17 protein-coding genes and 3 tRNA genes are annotated in these 16451 nt (G+C 45.2%); 18 read left to right on the top strand and 2 right to left on the bottom strand.

The window, feature by feature from the left end; translation table 11 throughout:
- The first annotated feature begins 180 nt into the window (after positions 1 to 180).
- The 5 genes from M6D81_RS11975 to M6D81_RS11955 are packed head-to-tail and all read left to right on the top strand — an operon-like array spanning position 181 to position 7448.
- A complete protein-coding gene (locus tag M6D81_RS11975) occupies positions 181 to 975 on the top strand; it encodes an ABC transporter ATP-binding protein (protein WP_262677131.1) in 795 nt (264 codons plus the stop codon).
- The gene (locus tag M6D81_RS11970) at positions 941 to 2014 is read left to right on the top strand and encodes an efflux RND transporter periplasmic adaptor subunit (protein ID WP_262677130.1); all 1074 of its coding nucleotides are present in this window, start codon (positions 941 to 943) and stop codon (positions 2012 to 2014) included. Before M6D81_RS11975 ends, M6D81_RS11970 begins: the two co-directional genes overlap by 35 nt.
- A gap of 3 nt (positions 2015 to 2017) precedes the next feature.
- The gene (locus M6D81_RS11965) at positions 2018 to 4879 is read left to right on the top strand and encodes an ABC transporter permease (protein WP_262677128.1); all 2862 of its coding nucleotides are present in this window, start codon (positions 2018 to 2020) and stop codon (positions 4877 to 4879) included.
- A 6-nt stretch (positions 4880 to 4885) separates the two neighbouring features.
- Positions 4886 to 5773 (top strand): ABC transporter ATP-binding protein, encoded by an 888-nt coding sequence (locus M6D81_RS11960; protein WP_262677127.1) that lies wholly within the window; start codon positions 4886 to 4888, stop codon positions 5771 to 5773.
- A gap of 1 nt (position 5774) precedes the next feature.
- Positions 5775 to 7448 carry an ABC transporter substrate-binding protein gene (locus M6D81_RS11955; RefSeq protein WP_262677126.1) on the top strand — a complete coding sequence of 558 codons (1674 nt, stop codon included), beginning with the start codon at positions 5775 to 5777 and terminating at the stop codon, positions 7446 to 7448.
- Positions 7449 to 7494: 46 nt separating this feature from the next.
- Here M6D81_RS11955 and M6D81_RS11950 read toward each other — a convergent pair whose 3' ends face one another.
- Positions 7495 to 8022, bottom strand: a complete 528-nt coding sequence (locus M6D81_RS11950) for a 2'-5' RNA ligase family protein (RefSeq protein WP_262677125.1) — start codon at positions 8020 to 8022, stop codon at positions 7495 to 7497.
- A gap of 137 nt (positions 8023 to 8159) precedes the next feature.
- On the opposite strand from M6D81_RS11950, the gene M6D81_RS11945 reads away from it, so the two are divergent.
- The 9 genes from M6D81_RS11945 to M6D81_RS11905 all read left to right on the top strand — a co-directional run bounded on the left by M6D81_RS11945 (position 8160) and on the right by M6D81_RS11905 (position 12604).
- Positions 8160 to 8327 (top strand): hypothetical protein, encoded by a 168-nt coding sequence (locus tag M6D81_RS11945; RefSeq protein WP_262677241.1) that lies wholly within the window; start codon positions 8160 to 8162, stop codon positions 8325 to 8327.
- Positions 8328 to 8419: 92 nt separating this feature from the next.
- A tRNA-Met gene (locus M6D81_RS11940) sits at positions 8420 to 8496 on the top strand.
- A gap of 37 nt (positions 8497 to 8533) precedes the next feature.
- Positions 8534 to 8610, top strand: a tRNA-Ile gene (locus M6D81_RS11935).
- Between the two features lie 20 nt (positions 8611 to 8630).
- Positions 8631 to 8719, top strand: a tRNA-Leu gene (locus M6D81_RS11930).
- 196 nt (positions 8720 to 8915) lie between these two features.
- The gene (locus M6D81_RS11925; RefSeq protein ID WP_262677124.1) at positions 8916 to 9896 is read left to right on the top strand and encodes a tyrosine-type recombinase/integrase; all 981 of its coding nucleotides are present in this window, start codon (positions 8916 to 8918) and stop codon (positions 9894 to 9896) included.
- A 473-nt stretch (positions 9897 to 10369) separates the two neighbouring features.
- Positions 10370 to 10930, top strand: coding sequence for a hypothetical protein (locus M6D81_RS11920; protein ID WP_262677122.1), 561 nt, complete (start codon positions 10370 to 10372; stop codon positions 10928 to 10930).
- Positions 10931 to 11068: 138 nt separating this feature from the next.
- Complete coding sequence (locus M6D81_RS11915; RefSeq protein WP_262677121.1) at positions 11069 to 11365, top strand: hypothetical protein; 297 nt, start codon at positions 11069 to 11071, stop codon at positions 11363 to 11365.
- A gap of 368 nt (positions 11366 to 11733) precedes the next feature.
- Positions 11734 to 11919: a hypothetical protein gene (locus M6D81_RS11910; protein WP_262677120.1), complete on the top strand. Its 186-nt coding sequence runs from the start codon at positions 11734 to 11736 to the stop codon at positions 11917 to 11919.
- 517 nt (positions 11920 to 12436) lie between these two features.
- Positions 12437 to 12604 (top strand): hypothetical protein, encoded by a 168-nt coding sequence (locus M6D81_RS11905; RefSeq protein WP_262677118.1) that lies wholly within the window; start codon positions 12437 to 12439, stop codon positions 12602 to 12604.
- Positions 12605 to 12674: 70 nt separating this feature from the next.
- Here M6D81_RS11905 and M6D81_RS11900 read toward each other — a convergent pair whose 3' ends face one another.
- On the bottom strand, positions 12675 to 12878 hold the full coding sequence (locus tag M6D81_RS11900; RefSeq protein ID WP_262677117.1) for a helix-turn-helix domain-containing protein: 204 nt from the start codon (positions 12876 to 12878) through the stop codon (positions 12675 to 12677).
- 256 nt (positions 12879 to 13134) lie between these two features.
- On the opposite strand from M6D81_RS11900, the gene M6D81_RS11895 reads away from it, so the two are divergent.
- From M6D81_RS11895 to M6D81_RS11880, 4 genes are all read left to right on the top strand, one after another.
- Positions 13135 to 13389: a hypothetical protein gene (locus M6D81_RS11895; protein WP_262677116.1), complete on the top strand. Its 255-nt coding sequence runs from the start codon at positions 13135 to 13137 to the stop codon at positions 13387 to 13389.
- Positions 13390 to 13677: 288 nt separating this feature from the next.
- Positions 13678 to 14301, top strand: a complete 624-nt coding sequence (locus tag M6D81_RS11890; protein WP_262677115.1) for a helix-turn-helix domain-containing protein — start codon at positions 13678 to 13680, stop codon at positions 14299 to 14301.
- Positions 14302 to 14416: 115 nt separating this feature from the next.
- Positions 14417 to 14662 carry a hypothetical protein gene (locus M6D81_RS11885; protein WP_262677114.1) on the top strand — a complete coding sequence of 82 codons (246 nt, stop codon included), beginning with the start codon at positions 14417 to 14419 and terminating at the stop codon, positions 14660 to 14662.
- Positions 14663 to 16309: a DEAD/DEAH box helicase family protein gene (locus M6D81_RS11880; RefSeq protein ID WP_262677112.1), complete on the top strand. Its 1647-nt coding sequence runs from the start codon at positions 14663 to 14665 to the stop codon at positions 16307 to 16309.
- Positions 16310 to 16451 lie beyond the last annotated feature (142 nt).

Raw genomic sequence — 16451 nt, 5'->3', positions numbered from 1 at the left:
AGAATGCGGCTGTACGGGATGATTTCTTATTTCGTGCAGCTTTTGTTATCCGTCCGGGACACCCGAAAAAATGTTTTTCAAGATATTGTCGTTTGCAGTAACTTTTTGCGCCGCATCAACGTCTATGGTGGTAAGATTAGAATTATGAAATCAAGAATGAAGGGGTGGAGAGAGCAGAGTATGACCATTACAACAAATAGAGAGGATGCCCATGCTGTTGAAGAACTGGATTCTCGCAGTGACCACAGTAACCACTCCGACGAAGGGCAGCGCGACCGGGAGGCGGGAGCTAGCAGCGATTCACAGCAGAAGCTGATGGCCGTCAACATGGTTGAACGGTCGTTTCCTGTGGGCGGGAGTACGCTTCACGTCCTGAAGGGCATTCAGATGGAGATCAAGCCTCGCCAGCTGGTGATGCTCAAGGGCAGATCGGGCTCTGGCAAGACGACGCTGCTCAACTGTCTGGGCGGGCTGGATACGCCGAGCAAAGGCGAGATCTGGTTCAATGGAATGCCGTTCAGCAAGATGAGCGACGATGAACGGACGCTTGTCCGGAGGAAGGACATGGGCTTTATTTTCCAGGCGTTCGCACTTATGCCCCTGTTATCCGCTTACGAGAATGTAGAGCTATCGCTCCGCATGGCGGGCAAGCCGCGTTCGGAATGGAAGAAGCGCGTGGAGGAATGTCTGGAGCTGGTAGGGCTGGCGAAGCGCATGCATCATCGTCCGTTCGAGCTGTCCGGCGGCGAGCAGCAGCGCGTTGCCATTGCCAAATCGATCGCTCATCGCCCGATATTGCTGTTGGCGGATGAGCCGACCGCAGAGCTGGATACCGCAATGTCTGCGCAAGTTATGTCGGTATTTCAAAATATTATCGAAACAGAAAATGTATCTATCTGCATGACTACACATGATCCTACAATTATGGAGGTTGCCGACCATGTCTATGAAATGGTGGACGGGAAGTTTATATAAACGTTCATTGATTGCCGTTATGAGTGTATCACTAGTATTCGCAAGCGGGTGCTCGCTGCTCCCATCGGAGAAGGAAGAGGAGCAGATTCCGGATATCACTCCGCCCAAAATATCCCAAAAGCCGGAATATGAAGTGAAGACGAAGACGCTGGAAACAAAAGTTCAGGTCATTGGCAAGCTGATCTCGATGGAGGAAGAGACGCTGTACTTTACGAAAGACGCGCGTCTGAAAGAGCTGTATGTGAAGAGCGGCGATAAAGTGAAAACCGGAGATCTCATCGGCGAACTGGACGTCTCCGATCTGGAGAAGTCGCTCCGACTGGAGCGGATCGCCTTCCAGCGGGAAGAGAACGCGATGAAGGAGAACTTGCGCAAGCGCGACGAGATGGAGCCGATGGCATTCGAGGAACTTCGAATCTCGTTCGAGGAGAAGCGCCAGCAGTTGGTGGATAAGCAGGAGGAGATCGACAAGGCGACCCTCTACGCGCCGTTCGACGGCACAATCGTATCCTTGAGCGTGCAGAAGGGCGATTCCATTAAAGCATATGACCCGGTAGCGATCGTCGCCGACACAAGCTTGATCACACCGGCGGCCAAGCTGACCAAGACGGAACTGGAGAAGGTGGCGCCGGGCATGGAGGTTCTCGTCAGCATTAGCGGCGTAGGAGCTTTCGATGGCAAGGTGAAGCAGCTGCCGGTGAAGTCGACGGAGAACGACAACAATAACGGCTTTCCGAACCCGAACAACAACAATAAGCCGGAACGTCCCGAGGACTTCATGATTGTGAACATTCCGAAGCTGCCCAAGGATCTGAATCGCGGCACTCCGGTATCCATCCACGTCATTACGAAGCGGACCGAGAATGCGATTGTCATTCCGCCGACCGCCCTGCGCAATATCGGATCTCGTACATATGTTCAAGTGATAGACAAAGAGGGCAATAAAGCGGAAGTGGACGTTGAAGTGGGACAGCAGACTGCGACGGACGTCGAAATATTGCAAGGACTGAAGCCCGGCCAGAAAGTCGTAGGTCGATAGCTTATGGGAATCCCGCTGCTAAAATTTCTATTCCGCAAAATGTGGAACACCAAATGGATGACGATAAGTACGCTGGCGGGCTTGATTATGGCGGTTGCGTTCGCAACAAGCATTCCGATGTACGCGGACGGCGCGCTTAAGCGCGTGGTGGCGAAGCAGCTTCAAGAGAAGAGCACCGGCTTGCCGGCAGGCTCGCTGCTCATCCGCTATCAGTCTACGCCTGGGGAGAAGACGGAGCTGTCCGATCTGACGGAAGTGGAGACGTATATTAAAGAGCAGATTCCGAAGGATATTGGCTTCGCTCAGGATGCATTCGTTCAGAATTATTCCATTCGCAGCTCGGAGGTGGTGCCGGAAGATCCGTCGAAGGTCGATGCAGGTCGCAACCGGCTGCTGTCCTTACAGGCGATGTCCGGCCTGAAGGAAGAGGTTGAGATTGTACAGGGACAATGGTACAAGGACGGCGCAGGGGATAAAGGGCTGATTGAAGCCGTTATGCTGGAGGAAGCGATGTACCGCAACGATGTGCATATCGGCGATATATTCGAATACCCCATATATGGCGGCCTTAACTTGACGCTCCGGGTGAAGATTGTCGGCGCCTTCAATCCCACTAACGACTCCGATCCTTATTGGTATCAAGGCTTGGAAGGGATGCTGGGCTCGCTGATCATTCATGAGGAAGCGTTCCAGCAGACGCTGCTGAAGCAATTGAATATCCCGATTCATAATGCAGCCTGGTATTATGCATTCAATCTTTCCGAGATTCAGACAAGTCAATTGACGCCGCTGGGCAAGACGCTGGAGCGAATGAACATTGAATTGTATCAGCGCCTGAAGGATACACGCGTAGAGCTGTCCTTCGCGGACACGCTTACGGAATTCAAGAAGCAGAGTTTGCAGCTTCAGACGCTGCTGTTCACATTGGCGGCGCCGATGATCGCCATGGTATTTTTCTTTATAGCGATGAATGCGCGCCAATCGCTCGACAAGCAGCGCAGCGATATCGCCGTTCTGCGCAGCCGTGGTGCCGGCACAAGGCAGATCATTCTCATTTATTTGCTGGAGGGACTGTTGCTGGGAGCTATCGCGCTTGCGGCAGGCCCGTTCATCGGCTGGTTCATGGCGAAGAGTATCGGTTCAGCCGACGGCTTCCTGTCGTTCGTCAACCGCAAGTCGATACCTGTCGGCTTCTCGACGGAAGCGATCATTGCGGGCGTAGCGGCAGTGGTGCTGGCTATTCTGGCGACGATCATACCTGCCATCATCTATGCCCGTGCTTCCATCGTGAACTACAAGCAGGATCTTGCCCGCTCCGACCGCAAGCCGGTATGGCAGCGCTGGTTCCTGGATGTGCTGCTGCTGGGAGCGGCGGGTTACGGCTGGTATATGTTCAATGAGAGGCAGATGCTGACATTCCAGACGGGCATGACGACGGACCAACTGAACGTGCAGCCGTTCCTGTTCTTTGTCCCGGCGCTTGCCATATTCGCACTCGGCTTGTTCTTCCTGCGTCTGTTCCCATGGCTGCTCAAGCTGTTCAACTGGCTCGGCAGGAAGTTTCTCCCCGTGCCGCTGTACTTGACGCTGACGCAGCTCTCGCGTTCATCGAAAGGTTATTATCCGCTTATGATCTTGCTCGTGCTGACGCTCGGGCTCGGCGTATACAATGCGTCGGCGGCGCGGACAATCGATCTGAACTCAACGGAACGCACGTTATATAAGTACGGTACGGACGTTGTTATTCAGACGATATGGGACGGTACGCCGGAGTCGAAGCCGCCCGGGCAAGGCGACGGGCAGAATCCCGGCAACCCTGGCACCCCCGGCAATCCGGGCAACCAGGGAGGCAATCCGCCGACGCGCATTCTGTACAATGAGCCGCCATTCGAGATATTCCGAACGCTGGAAGGCGTAGAGCATGCTGCTCGCGTGTTGAAGACGAAAGGCAATGTCATTATCTCCGGCAAGTCGATCGGTCAGGGCAACATCCTTGGCATCGACAATGTCGACTTTGCCGATGTTGGCTGGTTCCGCAACGATTTGTTCCCATACCATCCCAATATCTTCCTGAACAATATGGGGGCCTACGAGCATGGAGCAATCATCCCTTCCGGCGTAGCGGAGAAATATCAGCTGAAGCTCGGCGATATCGTATCCGTCGGCTTTACGGACGGCATGGTGGAGTTCACCGTCATGGGCATATTGCCTTATTGGCCTACGCTCTACCCGGATCAGGCGCCATTCCTGATTGCCAACCTGGATTATCTGTATGATCAATTGCCGATCATGCCATATGAGGTATGGCTGAAGATGAAGCCGAATGCTCCGGCTGCTCCAATCGTGGAGAAGCTTCTGGAAGCCAATATCGAGATTGCTTCATTCGAAGATGTGCGCAGTGAATTGATTACGCAATCGAAGCATCCGACCAGAGGAGGCGTATTCGGTATATTAAGCCTCGGATTCCTCGTATCGGTAATTGTCACACTGGCCGGTTATGTGTTGTATTGGTTCTTCAACTTGTCCGGTCGTGTCGTTCAATTCGGCGTACTGCGTGCGATGGGCTTATCCCGCAAGCAATTGACCGGCATGCTGCTGCTGGAGCAGCTGTTCACGGCAGGCCTTGCGATCGGACTTGGCGTACTGATCGGGAAGGCGGTCAGCTTGCTGTTCCTGCCGTTCCTGCAGACGACGGAGAATGTGGCGGAGACGGTGCCGCCGTTCCGCGTCGTCTTCAATGCAAGCGATACGAACCAATTGTTCTACGTCGTTGGCTTTATGATGCTTATAGGCGCAATGCTTCTGTTCCTTCACATTCGCAGATTGAAGGTCCATCAAGCGGTCAAAATGGGAGAGGAGCGTTAAGAGCGAATGATTGATTGCGAAGGCCTCGTAAAAATATATAAGACGGATGACTTGGAAGTCGTAGCTCTGCAAGGCTTGAACCTGAAGGTGGAGGAAGGCGAGCTGATGGCCATCATCGGCAACAGCGGCAGCGGCAAGTCGACGCTGCTCAATACGCTGGGCGGTCTGGACCGCCCTTCCGCCGGCCAGGTGAAGGTCGGTCCTTGGGACTTGCTTAAAATTACGGAGGAGGATCTCGTCAAATACAAGCGGGAGACGGTAGGCTTCATCTGGCAAAACAATGCCCGGAATCTGCTGCCCTATCTGTCTGCGCTGGAAAATGTGGAAATGCCGATGATCCTGTCCGGCAAAGTGGACCGTGAATACGCAAAGCAGCTGCTGGAGTGGGTTGGTCTGAAGGAGCGCATGCACAATAAGCTGCATCAGCTCTCCGGCGGCGAGCAGCAGCGCGTCGCGATGGCGATATCGTTATCGAACCGCCCGAAGCTTCTGCTTGCGGATGAGCCGACCGGCTCGGTCGATACGGCAACTTCAGATTTGATCATGGGCATATTCCGCCGCTTGAACAAGGAACTGGGCGTTACAATCGTCATTGTTACGCATGATATGACGCTGGCCAGCAAGGTGGACCGCGTCGTCGCAATTCGCGACGGATTGACGAGCACCGAGTTTATTAAGCGCAACCCTAACATCGGCGAAGGCGGCGAGCTGCCCCAGACGCCGGGCAAAGGCTTGCAGCAAGTGCATGAAGCCTATGTTGTCGTCGATCGCGTCGGCCGCCTGCAGGTTCCGAAGGAATTTTTGTCGGAGCTGGGCATTAAGGACAAGGCGTCGATGGAGTTCGACGGGGAGCGCATTATTATAACTGCACCTAAATCATTGGGGGGAGAATGAGATGATGAGCAATGATTTAACAAGTAAGAAGTGGAAGAAGTGGACGGCAACGGGCATGACTCTCGCACTGGCGACGGGCTTGCTCGCCGGCTGCAGCGGCGGCGATGATCCAGGCAAGCAGGAAAATCAGGTCGTGCGCATCGGGGTGCTGTATGGCGGTCCCGAAAATGAGCCGTACTTCCGCCAGCAGTACACGGATATGTATGAAATGATGAATCCGAATGTCCAGTTCGAGATTGTCACGGCCGTCAATTACGATGATCAGCGGTATATGCAACAGAAGCCCGGTGAAGAAGTGGAGCGGCCCAATCCTTACGAGGAAATGAAAAATCTCATGACGGGCAACAATCCCGTCGACGTTGTCGTCATCGACTATGGTATGCTGCGCAGATTCACGCAAGACAACCTGCTGCAGCCGCTTGATCCGCTAATCCAGAAGGATAAATTCGATTTGACGGACTACGTCGATACGGTCATTGAAGGCATCAAGCAAGCCGGCGACAATCAGATATTCGCATTGACGCCTACCTTCACATCTTCTGCGCTTTATTACAACAAGAAGATCTTCGCCGACAACAATATCGAGCCGCCGCAGGATAAAATGCAGTGGGCCGACATTCTCAACCTGGCCCGTCAAGTGAGCAGCGGCGAAGGCGAGGACCGGACATTCGGCTTCTCGTTCAATCGCTGGAGCAATGACGGCTTCAGCAGCGTAATGAGTTATAGCGAGAGCTTGCAACTGAAGATGTGGGATGACAAAGGCGAGAAAATGCTGGTGAACACCGATGGTTGGGCCGATGCATGGGATACCGTCTACAAGCTGTACCAAGAAGATATTGTCCCGGATGAAGAATTCATGCAAATAATGTACAACAAAATGGCCTCCAGCGACGGCTCATATACGTACGATCCGTTCGGCGGCGACCTGTTCCTGAAAGGCAAAGTCGCGATGACGATCGACGGCTATTATTATATCAATGAGCTGAGAAGGGCGAACGACAACGCTGACAAAATTGAAAACTTCGAAATGGTGGACTGGGACGTTGTGACGGTGCCGACGCATTCAAGCGCTCCGGACATTGGCGGCAATATTTATCTGAGCCAGCTGATGGGGATTAACACGAAGTCGCCTAACCCGGAAGGCGCATGGGATTTCATCAAATTCTCCAACAGTGAGGATTGGGCGAGGCTGAAATCCAGAAGCTTGCATGAACTGGTCGCACGCAAGGAATTCCTGAAGCCGATCGCGGGAATGGACTACAATGTCAATGCGTTCACGACGCTTAAGCCGATTCCGCCGTCCACTGTCGACGAGGAACGGATCTATCAGGACAATCCGGGCATATGGGATGTGCAAAACGTAGGCCGGGAGATGTTCCAGAAGGTGATGAGCGGCGAGATGGATACCCGTCAGGCGCTCGCGGAATGGGAAGTGAGAGGCAATGAGATTCTTCAGCGCATACCTGGAGCGGATGGCGGCGTCATCGAGCCGATGCCAATGCCAAGAGTAACGGAAGAAGAAGTAACGGAGGAAGTAACGGAAGAGGTGCCGGCAGAAGATACAGCTGCTGAAGCAAGTAGCGAAGCATCATCAGAGGATGCGGCAGTTGACGAACCTGCCACTGATGACTCCGCAGCGGACGATACTGTTTCAACGAGCAATACCTCTGAATAAGTTGAATCACGATCCGCAAGCGTTTCGGCGCTTGCGGATTTTTTGTCTATTTGGCTTGTGGCGCATCCCCGAGTTGAAACGACTGATGAGAGGTCCAACCGCCTTGCTCCGTCTGGTATAACAGATGGAAGCGATCGATAGTAGAAGTCAAGGATAATTCTTTCATTCGAAGATTGCCGTATATGTCATGGAGCTCGTCAGAAGCCATATTCTGGCCTATGGTGACATGTGGTGTGAAAACGAATCGATCCTCGTGCAATGCCAGCGGACCGCCGCAAATGGCATTGTGGAGCTTCTCGACAGGAGCGGGGTCTTCAAGGGCGAAATAGAGCACATGATTGACCGGGAAAAAGGTGGAAACACGGTTAAAATGAACGGTGAACGGCTGAATAGCGGCAGCTACCTGTTCCAAATGCCGGACGACCGCCTCAAGCGTCGCCTTATCCCAGTCCTCTGGATCGCGAAGCGTCATATGAGCCGGAATATGGCAGTAATGCGGATCGTAGCGTATTCTCCATTTGTTCGCTTCGTCCTGGACGCTTTTATCCGGGAAGATGGCTATACCGTACTGCATCTCATCAGCTCCTTCGGGCTTTACTTTCTTATAGTATACCCTAATCGTTGGTATGCTAAGAACGAATAATGCTTGCAATCGACCGAATTTGGGTATTCTAATCATTAACCGATAAGATGCAAGTGGGGGATATGGCAATGATGAGATGGGTATATTGGCTTCGGCTGTATGACACCAAATTTCAGGCGGGCTGCTTGTTAAGACGTATGGAAAACGACTGGTGGATTTACGGCTACGATTGTCCGCAGGAAGCGGAAATATTCCGGTCCAGGAAGGGAAGATACGGAGTTAGATATTTGCCGTAAGTAAAATTAGAAAATAATGCTTGACTATATGGCATGTTATATAGTATATTATTTCATGTCGCCGTTAAAATACTTCTGCAAATATTGGATGACGCGGGGTGGAGCAGCTCGGTAGCTCGTCGGGCTCATAACCCGAAGGCCGCAGGTTCAAATCCTGCCCCCGCAACCAAACTTTCGACTAAATGTGTACTCATTTATAGAAGCGAGGGCCCTTAGCTCAGTTGGTTAGAGCGGTCGGCTCATAACCGATTGGTCGGGGGTTCGAGTCCCTCAGGGCCCACCATTTGTAGAAGGATTTACCGTGCCGGGGTGGCGGAACTGGCAGACGCACAGGACTTAAAATCCTGCGGTGGGTGACCACCGTACGGGTTCGATTCCCGTCCTCGGCACCACATAATGAAACCCGTAGTTATGGGGTTTTCTCTATGGTTTCTTGCGAATTTGACCATTAGAAAATGTCAGTATATTACGATGCGTAAAATACAAAATCCTGTGTGATCAGTATGATCTATCGGGTAAGATTAGCACCTTATAATCGCGCTTAATTCGTTTTAATACGAAAAAAACGTGAAGAGAGGGTGCTTTTTTATGTCTGAAAAGTCAAAACCAGTGAGAAGGAAGAATACAATTGCTGTACATGGATATGACGCAGTAAATAATTCAGTTGAAGCAGAAGAATTTCAATCTGCAACAACAACTTTTATTCGTCACTGTTGTATTCGAAATCTGTCTGATGGAACGATTACTTATTACAAGGATGTATTATCGATGCTTTCACGAATGATGGAATCAAGGGGCATTAAGCGTCCGATGGATGTTGATGCGGATGCTATTCATGAATGTATTCTATCCAAAAGACAAGAAGGTGCTGTAGATGCTACAATTGACAAGTATCTTAGAGGTTGGAGAGCATTCTTTAACTTCTTAAACACCGAGGGTTATCTTACAAGTAATCCTTTTGATAAAGTGGCTAAAATCAAGTCTGAGCGTCGTATAATTGAAACATTCAGCAAGCCTCAGATTAAACAACTACTTGAAACCCCAAATAAGCAGACCTTTACTGGATATCGAAATTTTGTAGTTATGCTGCTTTTACTTGATACTGGTGTTCGTATATCTGAGTGTGAAGGAATTCTGATTCCAAATATTAATTGGAAAGAAAAAAGGATTAAGGTTTTTGGTAAAGGCCGAAAAGAACGATTTGTACCCTTCCAGAGAACTCTTGAACGACACCTCAAGGAATACATCTCGATTCGAGGTCTATTAGACCATGATTTTCTATTCATTAACATTGACAATTCCCCAATCAAAAAACGAACGATACAAGAAGTAATCTCAGAAATAGGAGTTGCAGCTGGAGTCACGGGAGTAAGGGTCAGCCCACATACATTTCGACACACGATGGCCAAGATGTATGTGATGAATGGAGGCGATCCATTGTCCCTTCAAATTATTCTTGGTCATGCTACACTCGATATGGTAAGAACCTATGTAAATCTCTTTTCGTCTGACATCTCTAAAAAACATGAGCGCCATTCACCACTTGAGAATCTTTATCTTGAAGAATAATATTTTCAAGACTGATAAAACCGATTTCACACTGTCTTGGAGTTGAAGTCGGTTTTATCGTTTTTTTATATCATTGATACAGGAGCAAACATTCCCGAGTATTGAATTATTAAACTCTGGATGAACAGGAACGGGATATCTCATCACAAACGCCCTAAATGATTCTCTAAGTCACCGCAAGATAGAACTGTATCCTTCTTAGGAGCTGACTGTAGAGGACGTTGTAGACCGCATAGACACGCAACAGAGGAGGTTCATGGTGGATGGTGAATGGTTTGAGATAAGGGATATTGAGAGTGTGAGTATTGTGAGATTTGAATTTTTCTGGGACATATTTCCTATGTTGATGTATAATTATGTTGAAGAGAAAGACTGTGATACAAATGATTATGCGAGTCGCATGCAATTCAGTGTGAATCAAACTAATGAATCGTATAAGTGATAGTGAGGAAATTATGAATGGGGAGTCATTTATGGCATTGGCAATTTTTTTACTATTAGTAGGATTAGGCGTTCTGGCATTAGGTTACAAAAAGGGAAAAGCAGGTAAGAAAGTATCAAAAAAATGGTTGGTAACAGGGGCAGTATTATTCCTGATAGGATGCATGGGCATGGCTGTAGAGTTAGACGGTGGTACAACGGAAGACTCACAGGAAATCTCAGCACCTAAAGAGACACAGAAGCCGAAAGAAACACCTAAAGAGACAACTAAGGATTTGTCTACTCCAACTCCAAGGCCAGAACCTACGTTGAAAGAATTGGGTTTAGATGGGCTTAAAGACTTGCCCGAACATACTGTGAACACCTATAAAGAAAACGATAAGATGCCTTCGACTAATGGTAATATTAATTGTACCAGTGAAACTTGCTACCAAGTAGTTTTCGACGTGGAAGTTAATACTCCTGAAGAGAAAGTTCTAGAGGAGAAGCTTGATGCCATAAAACCAGTGTTAGGAGATCGAGAGATTTCCACTTACATGGTTGAATATTGGGTTAAGGACAACAAAAGAATGCTAGGTGCTTCGTTCCGTTGACAGAAGTGTTGATTCGTGTCAAATACCAGAAAACAGTAATCATGTAGCAAAAGTAAATTAAACAATGAACAAACATTTCTGACCAGGTGAAAATACAATTTCTTGAGGTGTAACTGCATGTTTTGGAGGAAAAAGAAAGTGAATGACATTTCAGCTATGGGAATAGTCTCACTTGCTTTACCATTCTCATATAAAGTTCATGATGCGATAATGGAAGAAGATAAAGACTATCAATACTTTAGTAAGAAAGGTGAAAGTCTATTTATACATGTGATGGCTGCTTCAGTCATGATGACAATAATTGAGTTGGATGATGACTACTATGCTCTATACTACAATGAAATCGTAAATCGTTTAGAGGTGCATTATTCCAGTTTGAGAAGTGTCTGCGATGATTTCAACGAATTTGTTCGTTTAAACTACTGTAAATGCTAGACTTGATTTAATCGTATTAGAATGGATGCATCTTAGAGTAGGAACAGGCGATACATCCAACCAAGTAGAAGTTGAAATGTTGGCAGGTGCAGTAAAAGCGATATTTCTAGTATGGTATCAATGGTTCGAAAAAAATGGAATGATGATAAAATAACGGACTATGGAGGTCTTAAAATTGAAAGCTCCCTCAGATGATGTTGAGGTGAGCTTTTTTGGTGTCAAAATATAAGCCTAACCGTCCCCGATTTCAAATATAGACTGTCCTGCGATTTGCTTGTATGAGTTGATCTCTGCTGTGATAATGTTGATGTCAGATGATAACTATTTATGTTATGATCGTACTTACAACTACATCAAGAGGTGACATCATGGAAAGAAAGAAAGCACCGACATTTAAACTTGACGGAAAGAAAATGGAAGAAGAGGCAGTTGAATTTATCAAACAATTCGGTGCGTACAGCGATAAGGAAATGGCACTCATAAAAACAATGCTCAGTCCATCGATTACAGTAATTGACTTTAAAAGCAAGCAACTAATTGGTAAGTATAATTAACAACCTACTAAAGATTACATAGGGAGGGGCTTAAAACGGCTTCTCTCCTATTCTAGCTTGGATGAGTTAATTGCAATGTTAAAGACTGCTGTGATTATTAAAAGCTCTCCATTACTGGAGAGCTTTTCTCGACCTTCTTGCAATATGTACAATTGCTGTGATGCCTGCATATAAGGCTATAGTAGTCAGTACAATTGTCTGCCATTGTTGCTCTACATATGACAATAGTACGATTGCCGACAGGAACAATATCAATCGGTAGTAAAGTGACGGCTTTATTAAGATCATCTCCTTTCCACAGTAGTGACAATGTCAATCAGATAGCACAAATCCAACTATTCCAGATTTTTGGCTTATGCCAAAATTATAAATCAATCGCTCAAGATTTACTACAAGTATTTACCTGTATTATACTCCTGCTCATGTTGATACAATTGAAAGTGACATGGAAATATATAGTCTTAAATGATTGTGTGTTTTCATATTTTGCTTATTAATTCAACTAGGAGAGAGCATCATGGAAGAAACGGTGAAGGAAGTACAACAAGCACATAGTAACATCACAATAGTTAAAGGTATCGGCATAGTTAGAGAGCATGCGGTGCTAGATATCGAAGGATTATTCAAAAAAATCCTAGAAATTCACAATCGATATGGAACAAAAACCAAAAATAAAGAAAACTAAGTGGTATTGTTAGTATAAAAACCAAGACCTTCTCATCTAGAGGAGGTCTTATTTGCGTCTGCAGGCCATCTTATTCACCAGTAATTTCGAATAACTCTTCAACGTTTACACCAAGTGCTTTAGCGATAGCAAATACATGAACATCCGAGTGTTGTGTGTTACGGTCAAATCGACTGATTGCAGACTGTGGTACACCAGTCATCTCCGATAACTTAGATTGAGTAATTCCACGTTGTTTTAATATTTCAGTTAATCGCGGCTTAACTTCTAACATCTTTTCAATACCCCTCCAATCTAATATCCATTATACAATATGCAAAATTAATTTGACATACTCATTGACAATCAAATATGCAATAGTGCATAATGTATACATCACCAAGAAGAACATATACAAAGCACATTGAAAATCGAATAGCTATTCAAGTTTCAAATCCGCTTCACCAATCCAATCATTTCCCACGCTTAATCTAGAAATAAGCGTGTTAACATAGCATGTCGATTAAACAAAACCTTAGGAGGAATTACATATGCCACAAGTTAACTTTATCACATCCACTACACCATTCGAAACTCTGCTGGAGTCGTGGGAAACCAATGTTCAAGATTTCCTGACATTCATTATTAGATGCTGTGGAGTGGAACAAAAATCCGAAACGTTTGCAATACTAAATAACAATATCAAGGATGTGTCCGACATCGAAAAGTTTGTGGAACATTTTGATGGCAGTTTAGATAACATTGAGGAGTGTACAACGCTGTATCAAAAATCTCTAGTGCATTAACTCGACTAGGCGAGTATAAAAAGCCATTAAGCCTAGTGCGTTGACAGTCAGCTCATCGGCTGTCAGGTTGATAAAAATATAATAATATGGAGGTCATCTAGAGGATGTGGGAAAGGACATAAAGCATAGGTGGGGGTATTCGCCATTAAAGAGAAGGCGAGATTACACACTGGAAAAAAATAGTATCGTCTGTGCTCCCACTTTGTTGTTTGACATACAATGTATGCCGTGATATCATGTACCACATGAAGCATACTTTGTATGCTATTGATGAAGAGGTGTAAGTTAATGATTGGACTAGAATTTATAACACAAGTCTACGGTAAAAACTTTTCTGAAGTGGCGTCTGAGTTAAATATAAGTAGACAGACAATGAACGATTGGATAAAGGGTCGTAAGAATATACCGAAGAAGCGGTTAGAGCAATTAAAGAAGCAATTCCCGAATATTCCAACTGAGTACTTCCAAAAGTCGTTAACTAAGTCTGAGCAAATAAAAATCCAAGAGATTTTTTTCACTGAAACTGATGAATACGAAGTGATTGAGTATCAAGATATTGATGATGATGGTAATGAATACACACGAACTCAAACTGTAAGTCAGTATGAAGGCCTTATATATCATTTGCGGAATGAGCACGAGAAACAAGCACTTTTAGAAAGGTGTAAACGACTTTTAGATGATGAGGGAGAAAATGCATACTTTTCAGAGAAAATGATTGAAAAATATATGAGTATATTGGAATCCAATAACGGAAAGAAAATTGAGTTATTGAGAATGGTATTTCATTTCTTGACGGATGAAAAAGAGTTTGCTTTTGGTTCCGATCCATTTTTCAGTGCTTCTGATAATAAAATTGCTATTTACACTGAATTTGAAAACTTCATTAGAAAACATAAATTTATCGATTAAACTGTTTGATACTATGTGGAGGTGATGTACTTGCAGTTATGATGAATCATTTATGAATTTGTATTGGGTTTAAGATTTAAGAATTTTACAATTGGCAAACAGGAGGAATTATATAATGGATGAATTAAAGTACAAGATTCTTAAGGCGATTGAGGGTTCGGAGAAGTTAAATTCGACATTGCTTGGAGTTGAGCAATTACTATATCATAATGCACTCGAAGAAATTGTGGAGGAAGATCTTGCTGCTAACATAAGTTTTTCGAGAGGTGGGAGAGGAAACCCAATCCTAGTAGCATATACAAATGGCGCAAGAGTTACATCAAAAGGCCGTGCTTATATTAAAGGGTTCGAAACAAACTAAATGGTTATCAATGACATCCATCATCGGTTGGTGGTGGGTGTCGATCAATCAAAATCACAGGAGGAATTATTAGTATTGGATTATAAGCCTCAACTAAATGTCACTGATAAGATTCATAATAAACATACTCAATGGAAACGTGGAGATATTGTTCTTATAAGCAGTGGTACAGCATCAGGTAAGTCTTACTTTGTTCGTAACAAACTTGAAGAGTTAGCTGATCAGGATAACACGTACATTTTGCTATTGGTCAATCGTTCTAAGCTGTTTCGGCAGAATGTATCACTGATTGGTCAGTCGTTTTTATCACGAATCAAGGTTGATCTATATCAGAACGTTGAACGTGAACTGCGAAACGGAACAGGCTATGACTTCTCACGTTTCAAGTATATCGTTTGTGATGAGTCGCATTATTTTACTTCTGATAGCACATTCAATGATTACTCTGATGAGTCCCTGAAGGCCATATTAAATCTTAAGAATCATGTGCGTATATTTATGTCTGCGACTGGAAGCATTCTGTTTTCTCATATAAATGAATCATATTCAAGTGTAATAAAGAAATCAGTAAACAAGATATGGACATATACTATCCCAAAGAACTTCAGCAACATCGCATCTCTTTCGTTCTACACGAAATTCAGCAGCGTCGAAAGATTGATTGAGAAGCGATTCAGCGATGAGAGAGATAAAATCATTTACTTTGCGAAAAGCATCCAGTCAGCTCATGAGTTACATATGAAGTATCGAGATTCATCAATGTTCGTCTGTAGCGATAGTAATGCAAAATATGCAAAGTACATAGATTTTGAACGAGTTGAATCAATGGTTAAGACGAATAAGTTTGATTGCAAATACCTGTTCACAACAATCGTACTTGATAATGGTTTCGACTTAAAGGACGAAAATATTAAATTAATTATCTGCGACATATTTGATATTGATATTATGCTTCAATGTATTGGACGTAAACGATTCAAGGATTTAAATGATAAAGTACATATTGTCTTATACAATCACACAAATCGAGACCTGTATAATTACAAACTATCAGTCGATCAGATGATCAAAGAAGCAGAAACTTTTATGCAGGATGGCGTAGATGGATTAGTCAAATTGAACGGAAAATTCGGCAAGGGAAGCAATTATATCATCGCTGACAATGTAACGGATGACAAATACTCATCTGCCAAGACTGTTTCAAGGACTAAATATCTACAATCAAAAACTACTAGCCATCGAATAGGCGATATGCTTCTCGACAACAAGGAAAACAATAAGATGCGTAAAGCGTTAGGCGAACGAGAGGAAAGGGATGCATACATGATGTACATAATGAATTTGTTCAACTTGAATAAGATTGCCATATTGGATAGTGAGCAGAAAATGGATGGACTAAGTAATTACATAGACTGCCTAGTTGGAAAGAAAATATATAAAGATGAGCAATCTCATGTAATTGAGAAATTTAATTTACGTGATTATAACAATCGGCTTCAGAAGGACATAAAACAGCTTCAGGCTTATTTAATCTCAAATATGATGCAGTATTCGTTGGCATGTTTCAAGGATAACCGGAGAGTGTTAGAGGATGGGAATGCGAATCCCAATAGAGGAAAGTATTACTGGTCTTTCTCTAAGCATTAATTCTGTGGCTCCAAAATTGCTGATTATCTATATATATAGTAATCTCACGATTTGGTGTCAAACATTAAAAGAAAGGGGGGCTATCCACCAACTCTATCGTTATTGCCAGCATTGCTTCGCAATTCCGTCAAAACGCTAGACC

The sequence above is a fragment of the Paenibacillus sp. J5C2022 genome (assembly GCF_025567625.1).
In the GTDB taxonomy this organism is placed as follows: Bacteria; Bacillota; Bacilli; order Paenibacillales; family Paenibacillaceae; genus Pristimantibacillus.
This window is presented reverse-complemented; position numbering and strand designations above follow the sequence as displayed.

What these genes read in the sequence shown, in the direction of transcription:
- M6D81_RS11895 (WP_262677116.1), top strand. Translation starts at nt 13,135, where the DNA reads ATGCCACAAGTTAACTTTATCACATCCACTACACCATTCGAAACTCTG.
- M6D81_RS11975 (WP_262677131.1), top strand. Translation starts at nt 181, where the DNA reads ATGACCATTACAACAAATAGAGAGGATGCCCATGCTGTTGAAGAACTG.
- M6D81_RS11970 (WP_262677130.1), top strand. Translation starts at nt 941, where the DNA reads ATGTCTATGAAATGGTGGACGGGAAGTTTATATAAACGTTCATTGATT.
- M6D81_RS11965 (WP_262677128.1), top strand. Translation starts at nt 2,018, where the DNA reads ATGGGAATCCCGCTGCTAAAATTTCTATTCCGCAAAATGTGGAACACC.
- M6D81_RS11910 (WP_262677120.1), top strand. Translation starts at nt 11,734, where the DNA reads ATGGAAAGAAAGAAAGCACCGACATTTAAACTTGACGGAAAGAAAATG.
- M6D81_RS11925 (WP_262677124.1), top strand. Translation starts at nt 8,916, where the DNA reads ATGTCTGAAAAGTCAAAACCAGTGAGAAGGAAGAATACAATTGCTGTA.
- M6D81_RS11905 (WP_262677118.1), top strand. Translation starts at nt 12,437, where the DNA reads ATGGAAGAAACGGTGAAGGAAGTACAACAAGCACATAGTAACATCACA.
- M6D81_RS11950 (WP_262677125.1), bottom strand. Translation starts at nt 8,022, where the DNA reads ATGCAGTACGGTATAGCCATCTTCCCGGATAAAAGCGTCCAGGACGAA.
- M6D81_RS11920 (WP_262677122.1), top strand. Translation starts at nt 10,370, where the DNA reads ATGGCATTGGCAATTTTTTTACTATTAGTAGGATTAGGCGTTCTGGCA.
- M6D81_RS11890 (WP_262677115.1), top strand. Translation starts at nt 13,678, where the DNA reads ATGATTGGACTAGAATTTATAACACAAGTCTACGGTAAAAACTTTTCT.
- M6D81_RS11880 (WP_262677112.1), top strand. Translation starts at nt 14,663, where the DNA reads ATGGTTATCAATGACATCCATCATCGGTTGGTGGTGGGTGTCGATCAA.
- M6D81_RS11900 (WP_262677117.1), bottom strand. Translation starts at nt 12,878, where the DNA reads ATGTTAGAAGTTAAGCCGCGATTAACTGAAATATTAAAACAACGTGGA.
- M6D81_RS11955 (WP_262677126.1), top strand. Translation starts at nt 5,775, where the DNA reads ATGATGAGCAATGATTTAACAAGTAAGAAGTGGAAGAAGTGGACGGCA.
- M6D81_RS11960 (WP_262677127.1), top strand. Translation starts at nt 4,886, where the DNA reads ATGATTGATTGCGAAGGCCTCGTAAAAATATATAAGACGGATGACTTG.
- M6D81_RS11945 (WP_262677241.1), top strand. Translation starts at nt 8,160, where the DNA reads ATGATGAGATGGGTATATTGGCTTCGGCTGTATGACACCAAATTTCAG.
- M6D81_RS11885 (WP_262677114.1), top strand. Translation starts at nt 14,417, where the DNA reads ATGGATGAATTAAAGTACAAGATTCTTAAGGCGATTGAGGGTTCGGAG.